The following is a 17,322-nucleotide window of genomic DNA, read 5'->3' on the forward strand; positions in this document are numbered from 1 at the left end:
GGTTCCCCGGCCGCCGCCCCGGCAGGGGCGGGCGGCCGGATGCCGGTCAGAAGTTCCAGGTCAGCACGAGTTCGCCGTAGCGCGGCGACTGCCAGCGCGTGCCCTCGGCAAAGGTGGTGCGATAGACGCCCGGCTGCTTCTCGTAGCGGCTGCGGATGTTGATGACCTCCTGGTCGTTGAGCAGGTTGTAGACGGCGAAGCGGATATTCATGTCCACATCCTCCACCGGCAGGGTCCAGGTCACGTTGGCGCTTAGGTCATAGGTCCATGGCAGGTTGCCGAACGCGCCGCGGGGCGAATACTCGTAAACGCGCTGCGCATTGGGCGCGGTGCAGTTGGACACGCAGATCCAGCCGGTGCCGCCGCCACTGCCTTCGCTGGTGTAGCTGGCCACCGAATCCTCGCCCGGCCACGAAACGCCGAAGGCGGTGATCGGACCGCCCGACAGGGCCATGACGGTGGCGCCGAAGAGCCACTGCTCGTTGAGCTTGTAGCTGCCACGCAGCTTGACCTGGTGGCGATGGTCGTTGAACAGGTAGCCCGAGCGCTCGTTGTTCGCCGGGTGGTCCCAGTGCTGGACCATGCCGGTGTCGCCGTAGTTGGTGTCCGAGTTGACCGGGCCTTCGTGGTTGCCTTCCAGCTTCGACCACAGGTAGGAGGCATTGAACGCCCACTTGTCGTCCCAGGCGCGGTCGATCTGGAGTTCCACCGCCTTGTAGGTACGCTCCGGGGTCTTGTAACCGATGATCTGGTTGCTGCCTGCCGTGATGTAGCCTTCCTTGGACGTGTCGATGGTCACCCAGCCGTCCTGCGCGCAGCCCTGGGCCGTGGTGCCCCACAGCGTGACCTTCTCGCCCGGGTTGGCGATCGGCCAGAGGTTGCCGTGGCGCACGCCGCACAGCGCGTTGATGCGCATGTCGTCGACCGCATGGGTCATGTCCCGGTAGGTGGCATTCACGCCCCACGACCAGGCCTGGTTGATCATGGTCTGGAAGCCGAGGATGAACTCGTCCTGGTACATCGCCTCGAGGTCGCGGTCCACGCTCTGGCGCAGGTCGCCCACGCCGATGTTGCCGCTGTCGTCCACCGGGCCGATCTGCGCGCCCAGCACCGGCTGCATGTAGGCCGTGCCGGTGACCGGGTTGGTCGCCGGAGTCCAGCCGCTGAGCGCGTAGTAGGTGTACTCGTCGGTCAGGCCGCCGGCGAAGGTGTAGTTGATGATGTTGTTGACCGGCAGGTAGTAGCGGCCTGCGTTGCCGAACAGCTTGGTGCTGCCGTCACCTTTCATGTCCCAGGAGAAGCCGACCCGCGGCGACACCAGTTCGTCCAGTTCGATGAAGCTGGACCCGGTGGCGGTCTTGTAGTCGAGGTTGTCCATGCGGACGCCCAGGTTCAGCAGGAAGTATGGGGTGATGTTCCAGTTGTCCTCGATGTACCAGGCGCTGGCCTCGGTATCGAAGACGCCGCCGTCGGCGCGCTCGCGACCCATCGCCACCGCGGTGACCCCGGCGGGCACGGTGGCGCCGTTGCCCAGCACCGCGCCCGGTGCGTACGAATAGATCGTGAAACGCTGGCCGGTCGGACCGGGGTAGAACGTGGTCCGGTCGGTGGTCATCGTTTCGGTGTCCAGGCCGAAGCGCAGCTGGTGGCTGCCGAGCGTCCACTCGAAATCCAGCCGCCCCACCTCGCGCTCGTCGTGGTGGTCGACGACCGAGGCGCTGGTGCTCGGGTGGCAGCTCACCGGCGGCCGGCCCATCGAGTTGTAGACGGCGTTGTAGCTGGAATTGATGATGACCTGCGCGCACTGCTGGTCCGCGGGCGAGTAGACCACGCTCTGGCTGCGGTTGGTGCCCCACATCGCCTTGGCGACGAAGTTCTCGCCGAAGCGGCCGGTGTAGGTGATCGAGCCGCTGTCGCCGCCGCTCTCGTTGGTGCTGATGCCGCTCAGTGCGCCGCGCTCGTCCGCGTCCCAGTTGTAGGCGTAGGTCGTGGTTTCGGTGTCGCCTTCATCCGAGAACGCCAGCAGTTCCAGCAGGTGGTTGTCGGTGATGGCCCAGTCCATCTTCGCGCCCCAGAACCCGTTGTCGGATTCGGCGTCGCTCCACGTCGAGCCCGAGCTATTGGTGAAGCTGGAATTGCTGTTGCGCTGTTCGTACATCGCGAACAGGAACAGCTTGTCCTCGATCACCGGACCGGAGGCCCAGACGTTGGTCTTGATGAGGCTGCTCTTGTCGCGGCTGGCGCGGTAGTCCACCGGGACCGGGTTCCCGGCACCGTCGGTGTCGTAGTAGCGGTGGTCCTCGGCATTGGAGCTGAGCGCCTCCGGCAGGAAGGTTGCCTGGACGCCGCCTTGGAACACGTTGGTGCCGCGGCGGGTCACCGTGTTGATCACGCCGCCGGTGCTGCGCCCGAACTCGACCGAGTAGCCGCCGGTCTTGATCTGGAACTGGTCGTAGAACGCGAAAGGCGCGGTGGAGTAGCTCTGGCGACGATAGAAGTCGGTGACATTGAGGCCGTTGATGTACACCGAGTTTTCGGCGATCGACGAGCCGCCGAAGGAAAGGCCGCCCAGCGATGAGTTGCCGCCGATGACGCCTGGCGCCAGCATCGCCACCGAACCGAGGTTCTGGGCCACCGGAATCCGGGCGATCTCTTCGCGGCTGACATTGGTGGCCGTCTCGATCGAGAACACGTCGACGCGGTTGACCACGCGCGACCCCACCACCTGGATCGCGTCCAGGTTGCTGACCGCACCGTCGGCGCCGAGGTTGACCGCGGTGGTGCCGCCGAGCAGGACGTTGACCGCCACCGGGCTTCCCACCGGCTGCCCGTCGCGCACCACCTGGAGGCTGTAGTCGCCGACCGGCAGCTGGCTGAGGCGGTAGCTGCCGTCGCCACTGGCCGTGACCGTGCGGCTTATGCCGGTCTGCTTGCTGGTCACCACCAGCTGGTCACCCGCGCTGGCGCGGCCGGCGATGGCGCCGGTCGTGCTCTGGGCCATGGCCAGCGGCGCCATTGCACCGATGCACGCGCCGAGTGCGACGCACAACGCCGCCTTCCTGAAAGTCCTGCTGTTCATCCCCGTGTCTCTCCCACAGTGGTGTTGAAGTTGTCCCCGCCCGTGCTGGTGGCGTCATTGCCAGTCGGCAGCATCTGCCATTCGAACCGGTAGTCCCATTGGTCGAAGTAGAGGTTCCCGCCGCGCCACTCCACTTCGCCCCGTTGCGAATCCACGGTTTCGGAGCGGAAGTGCTGCTTGGCCGGAACGAAGTCCCGCGAATAGTCGTCGTTGAAGGCGATCCGGTACGCGTCCAGGCCGCCGAGGTAGAACCAGCGCAGCGCCGGGTCGGCGCTGTCCAGCTGGCCGGTGGTCACGTCCATCGGCACCCAGCCGTACGGCGCCAGGTACAGCCAGCCCCAGTCGTGCATGTTGTCGTAGCCGACCGCATCGTCGGAGTACACCCAGCCCGATTGCCAGCGCGCCGGGATCCCGTTGAGCCGCAGCAGCGCCATCAGCAGCAGGGTCTGCTGGCCGCAGTCGGCATGGCCGGTCTTGAGCGCGTAGTCGCTGATGTTGGAGATCGTCGAGTACTCGCGCGCCCCGGCCCAGGGAATGCGATCCACCGCCTCGAACAGCTTGCGCGCTACCAGGTACGGGTTGGTCTCGTCGCCGACCACCTGCCGCGAGAAGGCGCGCAATTCGGGCGTGAACACGATGTGCGGCGCCTGCTCGCGCAGGTACGGCGCCAGCGCCGCGTCGTCGGGCGTGGCGGTGACGCGCCGCGGGTCGATCGCGAAGTGGCGCCCGTACACGGTCAGTTCGTAGCTCACCGAGAACTCGGTGGGCTGGCCGGCCACGGCGGTGCGCTCCATGTAGGCGGTGCGCTGCATCGTGCTTTCCGGCGCGACCTGGCCCCCTGCCGGTGCCGTACCGAGCAGGCGGATGTCCTCCTGCTGGCCGTCGATCGCGCGGGGATACGGGATCCACGCGCGGACGGTTTCGCCTGCGGGCACCGCGTCGGCATCGACCACCAGCGACTGGGTCACGCGCAGGCGTCGCGGGGCCACGCTGGTCGCGCCGCCGGCGGCGGCCGCCAGCACCTCGGCATGGTGCGGATGCAGCCGCTCGAACGGACCTTCGCTGAAGGGCTTGACCGGCGGCGCGCGGCGCGCGGCCGCCTCGGCGCTGAGGCGGAACAGGTTGGGGATGGCGCGCTTGAAGTAGCGCGGCTCGCCATCGATATCCATGCGTTCGATCAGGCCGGCACGGTCCCAGGCGTCGAATTCGGCCTCCTCGAGGTCGGGGATCGACTTGCGCAGCTGGGCCATGGCGGCGGCCCGGTCGAGGGTGAAGTCCAGGCGGATGCGGCGCATGCGCTCGCGCTCGAACGCCAGCGCGCGCTGCTTGTCCGCCGGCACGCCGGGCGCGGCCAGCGCGGCATCGATCGACGATTGCGCCTGCCGGAAGTCGCCGCGATCCACGGCGGCGACCACCTCGCCCACCGTGTCGGCCGCGCGTGCGTCCGCCTGCGCGGCCGTTGCCAGCCCCATGGCCAGCAGGCACAGCGCCGGCCACGCGACACGGCGGCCGGGACGCGCAGGACGCGGCGGCAGGCTGGAAACGGAAGGCTGGCAACTGCGGACATCCACGACGACACTTCCCGGGTGCGGTGGTGATGGCTGGTGTAACACGGGTCTGGTAGTGGGTCAATAATTTATTCTTGACGGCGCGAATATTCGGAATAACTATTCTTCCGGACACGCCCCCGGGGAGGACCGGCGCCCATGCATGCCGCCAATGCGTCAACCAACGCCGCCGCGCACGGCCTCCGCCACGGCGCCGCGGTCGCCGCCCTTCTGGCGCTGCTGCTGGCCGCGGCGGCGCCTGCGCCCGCGTTCCAGGCCGACGCACCGACCGCGGTGGTCGACGTTCGCCAAGCCGACCTGACCCCGGAGCACTGGATCGCCCAGCTCGCCGAACCGGACCGGGTGATCCTGGACCGTGCCGGCATCGCCGCGCAAAACGCGCGCATGCGCGCCCAGGACCGCTCGATCCACGACATCGCCACCCTGGCCGATCCACTGCCGCGCGCGGTGGTGCGCGAGCAGGTCGTGGCGCTTTCGGCGCCGCCGACCCGCGCCCTGTTCGACGTGCAGGGCAAGGCGGTGCCGAAGAAGACGCTGGATGCGCTGCAGCAGGCGATCGCGCTGGACGCCATCCCCGCCAGCCAGCCCCTGCAGTACGGCCTGGTGGTCCATCGCGCCGCGCTGCGTACCTTCCCGACCGCGCTGCGCGTGTTCAGCAGCGCCGGCGAGACCGACATCGACCGCTTCCAGGAGTCGGCGCTGTTCCCCGGCGACGCGGTCGCGGTGCTGCACCGCAGCCGCGACGGCCAGTGGCTGTTCGTGGCCAGCGAGCGCTACGCCGCGTGGATCGAGGCGGCGCACGTGGCCGTCGGCCCGCGCGAGACCGTGCTCGGCTATGCCCGGCGCGCGCCCTACGTGGTCGTCACCGGCGCCACCGTGCGCACCACCTACACCCCGGAGGAACCGCGCGTGTCGGCGCTGCAGCTGGACATGGGCGTGCGCCTGCCGCTGCGCGCGGACTGGCCGCCGATGCAGGCGGTCAACGGCCAGCACCCGTACGCCTCGCACGTGGTCGACCTGCCGGTGCGCGATGCCGACGGGCGCCTGGCGCTGGTGCCGGCGCTGGTCCCGCGCTCGGCCGACGTGTCCGACGATTACCTGCCGCTGACCCCGGCCAACCTGCTGCGGCAGTCGTTCAAGTTCCTCGGCGAGCGCTACGGCTGGGGCCACAGCTACGACGCCCGCGACTGCAGCGGTTTCGTCTCGGAGATCTACCGCAGCTTCGGCCTCTTGGTCCCGCGCAACACCCGCGACCAGGCGGTCAGCCCGGCGCTGGACCGGATCGCGTTCGAACCCACCGACAGCCGCGAAAAGCGCATGGCGGCGGTACGCGCGCTGCAGGTCGGCGACCTGGTCTACATCCCCGGCCACGTGATGATGGCCATCGGCCACCAGCGTGGCCTGGCCTTCATGATCCACGACACCAACGGCGGCAGCTGGCGCGGGGCCGACGGCCAGCGCGTGCGCGCCGGCCTCAACGGCGTGTCGGTCACCCCGCTCGAGCCGATGCTGTTCGGCGACACGGAGACCTACGTGGACCGCATCACCAGCATCCAGAGGATCCGGCCGCGAGCCACCCCATGAAGATCACCGACATCGAACTGGGCATGCTGCGCGTGCCGCTCAAGACCCCGTTCAAGACCGCGCTGCGCGCCGTCGACACGGTCGAGGACATCGTGGTGCTGGTGCGCACCGACACCGGCCACACCGGCCACGGCGAGGCCCCGGCCACCGCGGTGATCACTGGCGACACCCACGGCTCGATCGTCGAGGCGATCGACCGCTTCATCAAGCCGCGCCTGATCGGCCAGGACATCGCCAACCTCAACCGCATCTGCGCCCTGGTCCAGGGTTCGCTGGAGCGCAACACCAGCGCCAAGGCGGCGGTGGAGATCGCCGTCTACGACCTGTGGGGCCAGCTCTACGACGCGCCGCTGTACAAGATGCTCGGCGGCGGCGACCCGGTGATCACCACCGACATCACCATCTCGGTGGACCACATCGACAAGATGGTGGCCGACTCGATCGCCGCGGTGGAGCGCGGCTTCGATTCGCTGAAGATCAAGGTCGGCAAGGACATCGGCCTGGACATCGAGCGGGTCAAGGCGATCCACGCCGCGGTCGAGGGCCGGGCGCTGCTTCGGCTGGACGCGAACCAGGGCTGGACCCCGAAGCAGGCGGTCTACGCGATGAGCACGCTGGAGGATGCCGGCGTACTGCTCGAGCTGCTGGAGCAGCCGGTCAAGGCCGCCGACATCGAGGGGCTGAAGTACGTCACCGAGCGCGTGCACACCCCGGTGATGGCCGACGAAAGCGTGTTCGGCCCGGCCCAGGTGTTCGACCTGATCGAACGCCGCGCCGCGGACATCATCAACATCAAGCTGATGAAGACCGGCGGCCTGTCCAACGCGATCCGGATCGCCGACATCGCCTCCATCTACGGCGTGCAGTGCATGATCGGCTGCATGATCGAATCGGCGATCTCGGTGGCCGCCGCCGTGCACCTGGCCGTGGCCAAGTCCGACGTGATCACCAAGGTCGACCTGGACGGACCTTCGCTGGGCCAGTTCAACCCGGTCGAGGGCGGGGTGATCTTCGACGAGTCCGAGATCACCGTCACCGACGCGCCGGGCCTGGGCATCCGCGAGATCCGCGGCCTGGAACTGCTCGCGCGCTGAGCGCGGTTGCCAGGTGCGCCCGCCCCGGATGAAGATCGCACCCATGCCGCCCCTGGTGAAGATCCGCTCCGAACGCGACCACATGTCGGCGATCGAACGCCGCATCGCCGACTTCATCCTCGACAACGCCCACCTGCTGCGCGACTACTCTTCGCAGCAGCTGGCCAGCGCGCTGGGCATCAGCCAGTCCAGCGTGGTCAAGTTCAGCCAGAAGTTCGGCTTCCGCGGCTACCCGGACCTGAAGTACAGCATCGTCCAGGCGGTGGCGCGCAACGGCGCCGACGCGCCGGCGCAGGCGGCGCCCGCGGCCGACGGCGACGAGTACACGCGCCTGGAGGAGAGCCTGCGCCGCAGCAAGGCCGCCGCCGAGGAAGAGACCCGCCTGCTCAACCCGCGCGAAGGCATCGAGCGGATCGTCGGCCTGGTCGACGGCGCCGGCAAGGTGTTCGTCTGCGGACTGGGCGACGACGGGCTGTTCGCGCGCGAGTTCGGCATGCGCCTATCGCTGCTGGGGGTGCTCACCGTGCACCACAACGACCCGATCCTGATGATGGCCAACCTCTCGGCGGCGCGGCCCGGCGACGTGCTGCTGCTGTTCTCCGAGTACGGCCAGCTGCCGCAGCTGTCGCAGATCAGCCGCCAGTTCCAGGCCTGCGAGGGCAAGGTAGTCTCGATCACCCGGCACACCGCCAACCCGCTGCGCGCGCACGCCGACGCCTCGCTGGTGGTGTCCGCGCACGATCCCGCCCCGCACGTGGAGGCGTTGCTGTACCGTTCCTCGCTGCAGTACCTGCTCGACTTCCTGTTCGTGCTGCTGTGCCAGGCCAACCCGGACCGGCACCGCCAGCTCGGCATCAACCTCGAACGCATCCGGCACCTGCTGGATACCTGACCGACCCGACTCGATGCCCGCGAATCCCGACGCGACACCCCGTGCCTCCCGTTTCGCCTGGCCGCTGCTGGCCGCCCTCGGACTGGCGTGGGGCATCGCCGCCCTGGCCGGCGAGTCCGCCGGCAACCCCTCCGGTTCGGACGACCCGCTGCGCGGCGCGCAGCAGCTGGTGCTGGTCACCACCGATGGCTGGGACGATGCCCAGGGCATGGCGCGTCGCTTCGAACGTCCCGACGACGCGGCACCGTGGACCGAGGTGGCGTCGTTCCCGGTCAGCATCGGCCGCCACGGCAGCGCCTGGGGCACCGGCCTGCATGCCGCCGCCGACGTGGACGACGGCCCGCGCAAGCGCGAGGGCGATGGGCGCAGCCCGGCCGGGGTGTTCGCGCTGGGTACCGCGTTCGGTTACGCCGACGCCGTCGCCTCCGGCCTGCCCTACCAGGCGATGACGCGCGACGACTGGTGCATGGACGTGCCGGCCTCGCCCCACTACAACCGCATCGTCGATGCCCGCCAGGTCGGCGCCGATGCGGTCGCCGGCTCGAGCGAGCCAATGCGGCTGGACCTGCACCGCGACGGCAACCCCAGCTACCGCCTGGGCTTCGTGATCGAACACAACCCCGGCAACGTGCCGCAGGGCGGCAGCTGCATCTTCGCCCACCTGTGGCGCGCGCCCGGCGAGCCGACCGCCGGCTGCACCGCGATGGCCGATGCCGACATGGAAGCGATGCTGGAATGGCTGGATGCGGACAAGGCCCCGCGCTTCGTCCTGCTGCCCCGGGCGCAATACGCGCGCCTGGCCACGCGCTGGCAACTGCCGGCGCCGGCACCGGCGGAGCCGGAACGGTGAGGTGGCCCGGCGCGACCGCGCGGGTGCTGCTGGCGCTGGCCGCCGGCGCGATCCTCGGCCTCGCACTGGCGCACTGGCAGCCCGATGCGGCCACGACCGCGGCCGGCATCGCCCAGCCGATCGGCCGGCTCTGGCTCAGCGCGCTGCAGATGACCGTGGTGCCGCTGGTGCTGGCGCTGGTGATCCTCGGCGTGGCCACCGCTTCGGACGCCGCCGCGTCCGGGCGGGTGGCACGGCGGGCGATGGTGGTGTTCATCGCGATGCTGGCGTTCTTCGCCGGCTATGCCGCGCTGGTCGCGCCGGCGCTGCTCTCGCTGGTGCCAGCCAGCCCGGCGCTGACCGCCACCCTGCAGGCCTCCGCCACCAGCGCCGATGCCGCCGCGGCGCCGTCGCTGGCGCAGTGGATCGGCAATGTCATCCCGTCCAACGCGATCATGGCCGCCGCACAGGGCGCGATGCTGCCGCTGGTGGTGTTCGCGCTGTTCTTCGGCTTCGCCCTCACCCGCATCGACGGCGAGCGCCGCGCGCAGGTGATCGGGCTGTGCCACGGCATCGCCGACACCATGATCGTGATCGTGCACTGGGTGCTGCTGGCCGCGCCGGTCGGCGTGTTCGCGCTGATGCTGGCGGTGTGCGCGCAGGCGGGGCTGGGCGTGGTCGGCGCGCTGGCCGGCTACATCCTGCTGCAGTGCGCGATGTACCTGGGGGCGATCGCGATCTGCTACGTGCTCATCGCCGTGTTCGCGCGCCGCTCGCCGGCCGCGTTCGCCGGCGCGATCCTGCCGGCGCAGGTGGTGGCGGCGAGCACCCAGTCCTCGCTGGCCTCACTGCCGGCAATGCTGGAGAGCGCGCGCGAGCGCCTCGGCCTGCCGCGGGCCGTCGCCGCGCTGGTGCTGCCGATGGCGGTAACCCTGTTCCGCATCACCAGCCCGATCCAGTACATCGTCGCCGCCTCCTTCGTCGCCTGGGCCTACGGCATCGAGCTGACCGCGGTGCAGCTGGCCGCCGGCGCGGCGCTGGCGGTGGTGATCAGCCTGGGCTCGGTCGGCCTGCCCGGCCAGGTCAGCTTCATGGCGACGGTCATGCCGGTGACCCAGTCGATGGGCCTGCCGGTGGAACCGCTGGGCCTGCTGCTGGCTGTGGACACCATTCCCGATGTGTTCGCCACCACCGGCAATGTCACCGGCGACCTCACCGCCACGACGATCGTCGCCCGGCAGAGCCCGGAAGCCTCCGACCCGCCGACTGCGGGCTGAATCCCCGCGGCGCGCGCTCACGCGCGTGTCACCGTGCGCGACCGACAGTGGCCCCCTCCGCGGCCGCTGCGCCCTGCCTGCCGGCCGCCCTCCCCCCGCCGGAGCACGCCGCATGAAGACCCGACGCATCTACGCCTCGCCCAACCTCGCCGCCGCGCAGGCGGCGCTGGCCGCCGCCCGCGACACCGGCATCGAGCGCGACGCGCTGTCGCTGATCGCCCGCTCCGACATCGAGATGGACGCGGTGCCCGACGACCTGCGCGAGGCGCATACCGACATGGTGCCCGCCGCGCTGCGCGGTGCCGCCGGCGGCGGCGCGGTCGGCCTGGTCGCCGGACTGATCGCGGTGGCGGTGCCGCCGCTGGGTATCACCCTCGCCGGTGCCGGCCTGATGGCCGCGGTCGGCGCGCTGGTGGGCTCCTGGTCCTCGGCGCTCGTCGGCGCCACCGTGCCCGACCCGGTACGGCGCCAGTTCGAGGAGGCGATCGAGGCGGGCCGGATCCTGCTGGTCGTCGACGCCGACGAGGAGGCCCTGGCGCGAGCCGAACAGGCGGTGATCCGCGCCGGCGCGCACCCGCTGCCGTACGAGGCGGCCACCGCGGTCAGCTGAGCGCACCGCACCGACAAGCACTCGAGCCCTGAGCCATCCAGTGCGCCACGCGTGCTGCAGCCCGCGGCTAACATCGCACTCACGCCGCGGGCTACAGGTATTAACCGCTCCGCTCCTATCGTGGATGCCAGCCCCACGTGCAGGAGACAGCCCGCCATGAGTCCGCAACCCGGCTACCAGGTCCCCGGCCGCGCGCCGGTCGAGTCGTTCCCCGATTCCGGTTACTGGAACCAGCAGTTCCGCAGCGAACCCTACTTCCTGGAAGGCGACAGCTACGACGATTACGAACCCGCCTACCGCCTGGGTTACCAGGCGCGGCACCAGCACCCCGGCCGCGACTTCGACAGCCTCGACGAGCAGCTGCAGCGCGACTGGGCGGCCAGCAAGGGCCTGTCGCGACTGGACTGGCAGCGCGCGCGCCAGGCCGCGCTGCGCGCCTGGGAACGCGGCGAGCCGCGCGGCATGTAATCCAATGCCCCCTGTAGAGCCCATCCTCATCGGCAACGCGAGCCGCCTTGGCCGATGCGGCTGCTGGCCAGCATGCTCGCGTCGCCGGCCGGAGACGTCGGGTCGCCCATGAGGATGGGCTCCTACACGGGGAAACAGGGCTCTCGCGCAGGAACGAGGTCGCTTCTCAGCGCGACGCCAGCAGCTCGAACCGCGCCGGCTCGCCCGCCACGGACGATGGGGCGATCCAGACGTCGAACGCGCCCGGCTCGGCGGCGAAGCGGCCATCGGCGCCGGTAAAGGCCAGCTGCGCGCGCGACAGCGTGAACACCACCTCGCGCGATTCGCCCGGCTGCAGCCGCAACTTGCGGAAGCCCTTCAACTCGCGGACCGGGCGCACCCGGCTGCCGACCCGGTCGTGCACGTACAGCTGCACGACCTCTTCGGCCGCGCGCGCGCCGGTGTTGGCGACGGTCGCGCGCACCTGCAGGCTGCCGTCCCATTCCAGCGCCGGCGCATCGACCCGGGTGGCACCGTACTCGATCCGGCCGTAACCCAGGCCGTGGCCGAACGGGTACAGCGCGGTGTTGGGATACTCGCGCCAGCGCGCCTTGAACTCGGTCATCTCGGGCGTTTCCGGGCGGCCGGTGCGCGGATGGTTGTAGAAGAACGGCTGCTGCCCGGAATCGTGCGGGAAACTCACCGGCAACCGCCCCGACGGGCTGTACTCGCCGAACACCACGTCGGCCACCGCGTGCCCGGTCTGGCTGCCCAGGAACCAGGTCACCAGGATCGCCTGCGCATCGCGCACCGCGCCTTCCAGCGCCAGCGCGCGGCCATTGCGCAGCAACACCACGACCGGCGTCCCGGTCGCGGCCACCGCCTCGGCCAGCGCCTGCTGCGCCGCCGGCAGCACGATCCGGGTACGCGATTGCGCCTCGCCGCTGTAGCGCTGCGGCTCGCCCACCGCCAGCAGCACGACGTCGGCGCCGCGCGCCGCGGCCACAGCGCTCTCGATGCCACCATCCAGCGGCGCTTCCAGGGCGCAACCATCGACCACGTCCAGCGCCGCGCCTTCCGGCAGCGCCGCACGCAGGCCGGCTTCCAGGGTCACGTAGCGCGACTTGTCGCCGAACAGGGTCCAGCAGCCCTCGATGTTGTCAACGTCGCGCGCGAACGGGCCGATGAGCGCGATCCGCGCCTGCCGCGACACCGGCAGCACGTCGCCCTCGTTCTTCAGCAGCACGATCGAGCGCCGCGCCGCGTCGCGCGCCAGCGCCTCGTGCGCGGCCCGCTGCGAGGTGTCCACCTCGCGCGCCGGGTCCAGCGAGCGGTATGGATCGTCGAGCAGGCCGATGGCCGACTTCACCGACAGCACGCGCCGCACCGCCTCGTCGAGCAGCGCCACCGGCACCTCGCCCGATTCCACCAGGCCGGGCAGGTGCTCGGCGTAGAACCCGCTCTGCATGCTCATGTCCATGCCGGCCAGGAACGCGCGGCGGGTCGCGTCGCGCGCGTCCTCGGCATAGCCATGCGCGACCAGCTCCATGTCGGCGGTGTAGTCGGACACCACCAGGCCGGGGAACCCCCAGGCATCGCGCAGCACGCCGGTGAGCATGGCGTGGTTGGCGCTGGCCGGCACGCCGTTGATGTCGTTGAACGCGGTCATCACCGTCAGCGCGCCGGCATCGACGGCGGCCTTGAACGGCGGCAGGTGCACGTCGTGCAGGGTGCCCTCGGCGATCTCGACGTAGTTGTAGTCCATGCCGCCGGCGACGGCGCCGTAGGCGACGAAATGCTTGGGCGTGGCCAGCAGCGAATCGGCCGCGCGCAGGTCCTCGCCCTGGAAGCCGCGCACGCGCGCGGCGGCGAAGGCGCAGCCGAGGAAGGTGTCCTCGCCCGCGCCTTCCGCGCCCCGGCCCCAGCGCTGGTCGCGGGCGATATCCACCGCCGGCGCGTAGGTCCAGTGCAGGCCGGCGGCGGTGGCCTCGACCGCGGTGGCGCGGGCGGTGCGCTCGGCCAGCTGCGGCTCGAAGCTGGCCGCCTCGCCCAGCGGGATCGGGAACACGGTACGCATGCCATGGATCACGTCGGCGGCCAGCAGCACCGGGATGCCCAGCCGGCTCTCCTCCACCGCCACCCGCTGGATCTCGCGGCCCTGGGCGGCGCCGACGCCGTTGAACAGGCAGCCGACCTGGCCGGCGCGCACCTGCTCCAGCACCTGGGCGGCATTGCTGACGTTCACTTCCGGATTCACGTCCGGCGCGAACGGGCGGACCATGTCGGCGAACACCCCGAGCTGACCGACCTTCTCCTCGACGGTCATGCGCGCGAGCAGGGACTCGATTCTCGCGTCGGTGGCGGGGTGGGCGATCGGCATCGTGCGTCGGCGGCTGGGCGGCGGAGGGCCGATTCTAACGGAGCCCCGGCCCGCCACCAGTCGTCGGGGCCCTCTTCACGCATGTAATGGAATGTAACGCCGGCGACCGCCGCACAAGAAAGCGGCGCGGAGCCGCGAGGCCCCGCGCCGCCGTGGCGCACCGTCGTCACCCCGGTGCGCCAGCAAAACGACCGATCCGGATCAGCCGCCGGATGGCATCACCTTCAGCTTGGACGTGTCGACCTTGGTCACGCCCTGGATGCCGGCGGCGACCTTCTTGGCCTGGTCGGCCTGGGCCTGGGTGCTGGCGGTGCCGGTCAGGTAGACCACGCCGTTGACGGTATCGACGTCGATCTTGGTGCCGGCCACGGCGGTGTCGGCCAGCAGGCTGGACTTGACCTTGGTGGTGATCCAGGTGTCGTCGACCGGCTGGGCAGAGGCCGCTTCGGCGGCGGGCTTCTTCGCCGGCTTGTCGTCGTTGGCCATGGCTGCGCCGGAGAACAGTACGGCGGTCAGGGCGGCGGCGAGGATCGTGGTGCTCTTGCGCATGGGTCCCTCCTGTTACGGCACTGTGCCGTGTGGTTTGGAGCGAGTGTCGGCGGCAAGACGTGCAGCGACGGTGAATCCAGGCGTGAAGGTTGTGCAGTGTTCAGTGCGATGAGCGCACTTGCACGGGTGCGTCGATGGCGCGTGTAATGCGCCACTTCCCCGCCATGCCACGCAGGTGCACGATGGCCCGCGAACTGAACGTCGCCCTGGTCGGCTTCGGCCTGGCCGGCAGCGTCTTCCACGCCCCGCTGGTGGCATGCACGCCCGGCCTGCGCCTGCACACGGTGGTGTCGCGCGATCCGGCCAAGGTCCGCGCCGCGCATCCGCGCGCCAGCGTGGTCGGCGATCCGGCGACTGCATTCGCCGATCCGGACATCGACCTCGTCGTCGTGGCCACGCCGAACGACACCCACGCGCCGCTGGCGCTGGCCGCGCTGGAGGCCGGCAAGCACGTGGTGGTGGACAAGCCGTTCGCCCTCGACGTGGTCCAGGCGCAGGCCGTGATCGACGCGGCCGCGTCAGCCCGCCGCGTGCTCAGCGTGTTCCACAACCGACGCTGGGATGCCGACTTCCTCGCGCTGCGCGCCCTGCTCGATGGCGGCGCGCTGGGCGACGTCGCCGAACTGCACTCGCACTTCGACCGGTTCCGTCCGCAGGTGCCCGATCGCTGGCGCGACCGCGCCGGCGCCGGCAGCGGGCTGTGGTACGACCTGGGCCCGCACCTGGTCGACCAGGCCGTGCAGCTGTTCGGCGCGCCGCTCGCGGTGCACGCCGACCTGGCGCAGCAGCGCGACGGCGCCCAGGCCACCGACTACTTCCACGTGCAGCTGCGCTACCGGCGCCTGCGCGTGGTGCTGCACGCCGGCGCCCTGGTGCCAGCCGCCGCGCTGCCCGCCCACGGCCTGCGCTTTGCGGTCCACGGCACCGGCGGCAGCTGGATCAAGCACGGGCTCGACCCGCAGGAGGACGCGCTGCGCGCGGGCATGCTGCCCGGCGGCGAGGGCTGGGGCCACGATCCGCGCCCCGGCACGTGGCTGCGTGCCGGCGACGATGGCGTGCAGCAGGCGCCGTCGCCCGCGCCGGCCGGCGACTACCCCGCGTACTACGCGCGCCTGCGCGACGCGATCCTCGAGGGCACCGCGCCCCCGGTGACCGGGGAAGAGGCCCTCACCGTGATGCGGGTGATCGAAGCCGGCCTGCGCAGCGACGCCGGGCGTCGCGAAGTGCCGTTCCCCGACGAACGCACCTTCTAGGTCCAGCGAGGACCAGACATCCGTCCGTGGAAAAGCACTCGCGACTCGAGTCCGCTGCACGGGCGATGCCACCGCGCACCGACGCCATGTCGCCAGCAAGCTGTGCTCCTACAAAGTCCGCCGCCCTCTAGGTAGGAGCCCATCCTCATGGGCGACCCGACGCACCCCCAAGGCGGCTGCGCGCTGGCAGGTGGCGTGTCGCCCATGAGGATGGGCTCCTACACACACACCCGGAGCCGTCGCCGCCCGCATCGCCGGCGCAGCGCTCAGCCGCGCTTCACCCCATGCCCGCCGAAGCGGTCGCGCAGCGCGGCGAGCATCTTGTCGGCGAAGGAGTCCTTGTCGCGCGAGCGCAGCCGCTCCATCAGCGACAGGGTGATCACCGGCGCCGACACGTCCAGCTCGATCGCCTCGGCCACCGTCCAGCGGCCTTCGCCCGAGTCGGCCACGTAGGGCGCGATGCCCTCCAGCGCCGGGTTGTCCTCCAGCGCCTCGGCGGCCAGGTCCAGCAACCAGGAACGGACCACGCTGCCATGCCGCCAGATCTCCGCCACCTGCGGCAGGTCCAGCGCCAGCGATTCCTTGCGCTGCATGATCGCGAAGCCCTCGGCGTAGGCCTGCATCATTCCGTACTCGATGCCGTTGTGGACCATCTTGGCGAAGTGGCCGGCGCCGCTCGGGCCGACCCGGCCCCAGCCGCGGTCCGGCGCCGGCGCCAGGGTTTCCAGCAGCGGTCGCAACCGCTCGCAGGCCGACTCCTCGCCGCCGACCATCAGGCTGTAGCCCTCGGCCAGTCCCCACACGCCGCCGCTGGTGCCGCAATCGAGGAAATGAATGCCGCTCCCGCGGCACTGCGCCGCCCGACGCTGGCTGTCCTTGTAGTTCGAGTTGCCGCCATCGACCACGATGTCGCCCGCGCGCAGCAGCGGGCCCAGCGCGTCCAGCGTCGCATCCACGGCCGCGCCGGCAGGCACCATCAGCCACAGCACGCGCGGCGCCGGCAGCGCGGCCACCAGCGCGGCGAGAGAATCGAACGTCTCCAACCCGTGCGCCTGCTGCGCCGCCTCGCGCGCGGCCGCGCCCGGATCGAAGCCGGCCACGCGATGGCCGCCGCGTTTCAGCCGCGCGGCCATGTTCGCGCCCATCCGTCCCAGCCCGACCATGCCGATGTCCATGCGACCTCCTCGCGTGCGAAAGGCCAAGCCTCGCACAGGGCGAAGGATGCACACCACCCGCGGCGCTGGAACGCAGCACCGCCGTCGACGGTGAGGCAGCGACACCCTCGGCGCCGGGCCAGCACGCCAGGCTTCCCGGAACGCGCCAGGCCTCCCTGCGTAGTCGCCGGCGCGCACCCCGTCCTTCAGCCGAGCAGGTCCACGCCCTTGTGGTCGTCCGGCACGCCCTGGACCAGCAACAGGTCGCCCTCGGTATGCCCGGCACGCAAGGGACGGATCGCCTGGTAGGCGTCGGACTCGTACCAGCCGCGCGCCTGCTCCATGCTGGGGAACTCGATGACCACCAGGTCGCCGGACCACGCACCTTCCACCGGCTCGTACGGGCCGCCATGGATGCGGAACCTGCCGGAGAACGGCGCCAGCGTGCCATCGATCCTCTGCAGGTACTCCATGATCTCCGGACCGAACCGCGTCTCCCGTATCACGGCCACAGCGTAAGCGCGCATCGAGCTCTCCTGGCAATCTTCGAATACCGGGCACTCTAACGCCTTCGCGATCGGGGGCGCTCCGGTGCGGGCGGGCCGC

At 70.7% G+C, this 17,322-nt stretch carries 14 protein-coding genes; 8 read left to right on the forward strand and 6 right to left on the reverse strand.

Translation table 11 applies throughout. From position 1 onward, the window contains the following. Positions 1 to 46 precede the first annotated feature (46 nt). Positions 47 to 3,079, reverse strand: a complete 3,033-nt coding sequence (locus tag CSC66_RS14205) for a TonB-dependent receptor (RefSeq protein ID WP_162378068.1) — start codon at positions 3,077 to 3,079, stop codon at positions 47 to 49. Further along, positions 3,076 to 4,551 (reverse strand): transglutaminase-like domain-containing protein, encoded by a 1,476-nt coding sequence (locus CSC66_RS14210; RefSeq protein ID WP_162378122.1) that lies wholly within the window; start codon positions 4,549 to 4,551, stop codon positions 3,076 to 3,078. The genes CSC66_RS14205 and CSC66_RS14210 overlap by 4 nt, the downstream gene beginning before the upstream one ends. 234 nt (positions 4,552 to 4,785) lie before the next feature. Here CSC66_RS14210 and CSC66_RS14215 point away from each other — a divergent pair, with 234 nt between their 5' ends. The 7 genes from CSC66_RS14215 (at position 4,786) to CSC66_RS14245 (ending at position 11,401) form a co-directional block, all read left to right on the forward strand. Next, on the forward strand, positions 4,786 to 6,231 hold the full coding sequence (locus CSC66_RS14215) for a C40 family peptidase (RefSeq protein WP_162378069.1): 1,446 nt from the start codon (positions 4,786 to 4,788) through the stop codon (positions 6,229 to 6,231). Then, complete coding sequence (locus CSC66_RS14220; RefSeq protein ID WP_162378070.1) at positions 6,228 to 7,325, forward strand: dipeptide epimerase; 1,098 nt, start codon at positions 6,228 to 6,230, stop codon at positions 7,323 to 7,325. The genes CSC66_RS14215 and CSC66_RS14220 overlap by 4 nt, the downstream gene beginning before the upstream one ends. Positions 7,326 to 7,368: 43 nt before the next feature. Beyond that, a complete protein-coding gene (locus CSC66_RS14225; protein WP_162378123.1) occupies positions 7,369 to 8,217 on the forward strand; it encodes a MurR/RpiR family transcriptional regulator in 849 nt (282 codons plus the stop codon). Positions 8,218 to 8,230: 13 nt separating this feature from the next. Continuing rightward, the gene (locus CSC66_RS14230; RefSeq protein ID WP_162378071.1) at positions 8,231 to 9,067 is read left to right on the forward strand and encodes a L,D-transpeptidase family protein; all 837 of its coding nucleotides are present in this window, start codon (positions 8,231 to 8,233) and stop codon (positions 9,065 to 9,067) included. Beyond that, positions 9,064 to 10,323 (forward strand): dicarboxylate/amino acid:cation symporter, encoded by a 1,260-nt coding sequence (locus CSC66_RS14235; RefSeq protein WP_238394405.1) that lies wholly within the window; start codon positions 9,064 to 9,066, stop codon positions 10,321 to 10,323. The genes CSC66_RS14230 and CSC66_RS14235 overlap by 4 nt, the downstream gene beginning before the upstream one ends. 112 nt (positions 10,324 to 10,435) lie before the next feature. Continuing rightward, positions 10,436 to 10,933, forward strand: coding sequence for a hypothetical protein (locus CSC66_RS14240; protein ID WP_162378073.1), 498 nt, complete (start codon positions 10,436 to 10,438; stop codon positions 10,931 to 10,933). Between the two features lie 156 nt (positions 10,934 to 11,089). Further along, positions 11,090 to 11,401, forward strand: coding sequence for a hypothetical protein (locus CSC66_RS14245; RefSeq protein ID WP_162378074.1), 312 nt, complete (start codon positions 11,090 to 11,092; stop codon positions 11,399 to 11,401). Between the two features lie 166 nt (positions 11,402 to 11,567). Here CSC66_RS14245 and CSC66_RS14250 read toward each other — a convergent pair whose 3' ends face one another. Then, positions 11,568 to 13,760, reverse strand: a complete 2,193-nt coding sequence (locus CSC66_RS14250; protein WP_162378075.1) for a glycoside hydrolase family 3 N-terminal domain-containing protein — start codon at positions 13,758 to 13,760, stop codon at positions 11,568 to 11,570. Positions 13,761 to 13,961: 201 nt separating this feature from the next. Beyond that, positions 13,962 to 14,309 carry a BON domain-containing protein gene (locus CSC66_RS14255; protein WP_162378076.1) on the reverse strand — a complete coding sequence of 116 codons (348 nt, stop codon included), beginning with the start codon at positions 14,307 to 14,309 and terminating at the stop codon, positions 13,962 to 13,964. Between the two features lie 182 nt (positions 14,310 to 14,491). Here CSC66_RS14255 and CSC66_RS14260 point away from each other — a divergent pair, with 182 nt between their 5' ends. Then, entirely contained in the window at positions 14,492 to 15,562 is a 1,071-nt protein-coding gene (locus CSC66_RS14260) for an oxidoreductase (RefSeq protein WP_162378077.1), read from the forward strand. Between the two features lie 266 nt (positions 15,563 to 15,828). Here the strand turns inward: CSC66_RS14260 and gnd are convergent, their stop codons facing one another. Beyond that, positions 15,829 to 16,737, reverse strand: coding sequence for a phosphogluconate dehydrogenase (NAD(+)-dependent, decarboxylating) (gnd, locus tag CSC66_RS14265; RefSeq protein ID WP_162378078.1), 909 nt, complete (start codon positions 16,735 to 16,737; stop codon positions 15,829 to 15,831). 185 nt (positions 16,738 to 16,922) lie between these two features. Further along, positions 16,923 to 17,243, reverse strand: a complete 321-nt coding sequence (locus tag CSC66_RS14270; RefSeq protein WP_162378079.1) for a DUF1330 domain-containing protein — start codon at positions 17,241 to 17,243, stop codon at positions 16,923 to 16,925. Positions 17,244 to 17,322: the final 79 nt, after the last annotated feature.

This window comes from Pseudoxanthomonas kaohsiungensis, from assembly GCF_010211765.1.
GTDB classification, from domain to species: Bacteria; Pseudomonadota; Gammaproteobacteria; order Xanthomonadales; family Xanthomonadaceae; genus Pseudoxanthomonas; species Pseudoxanthomonas kaohsiungensis.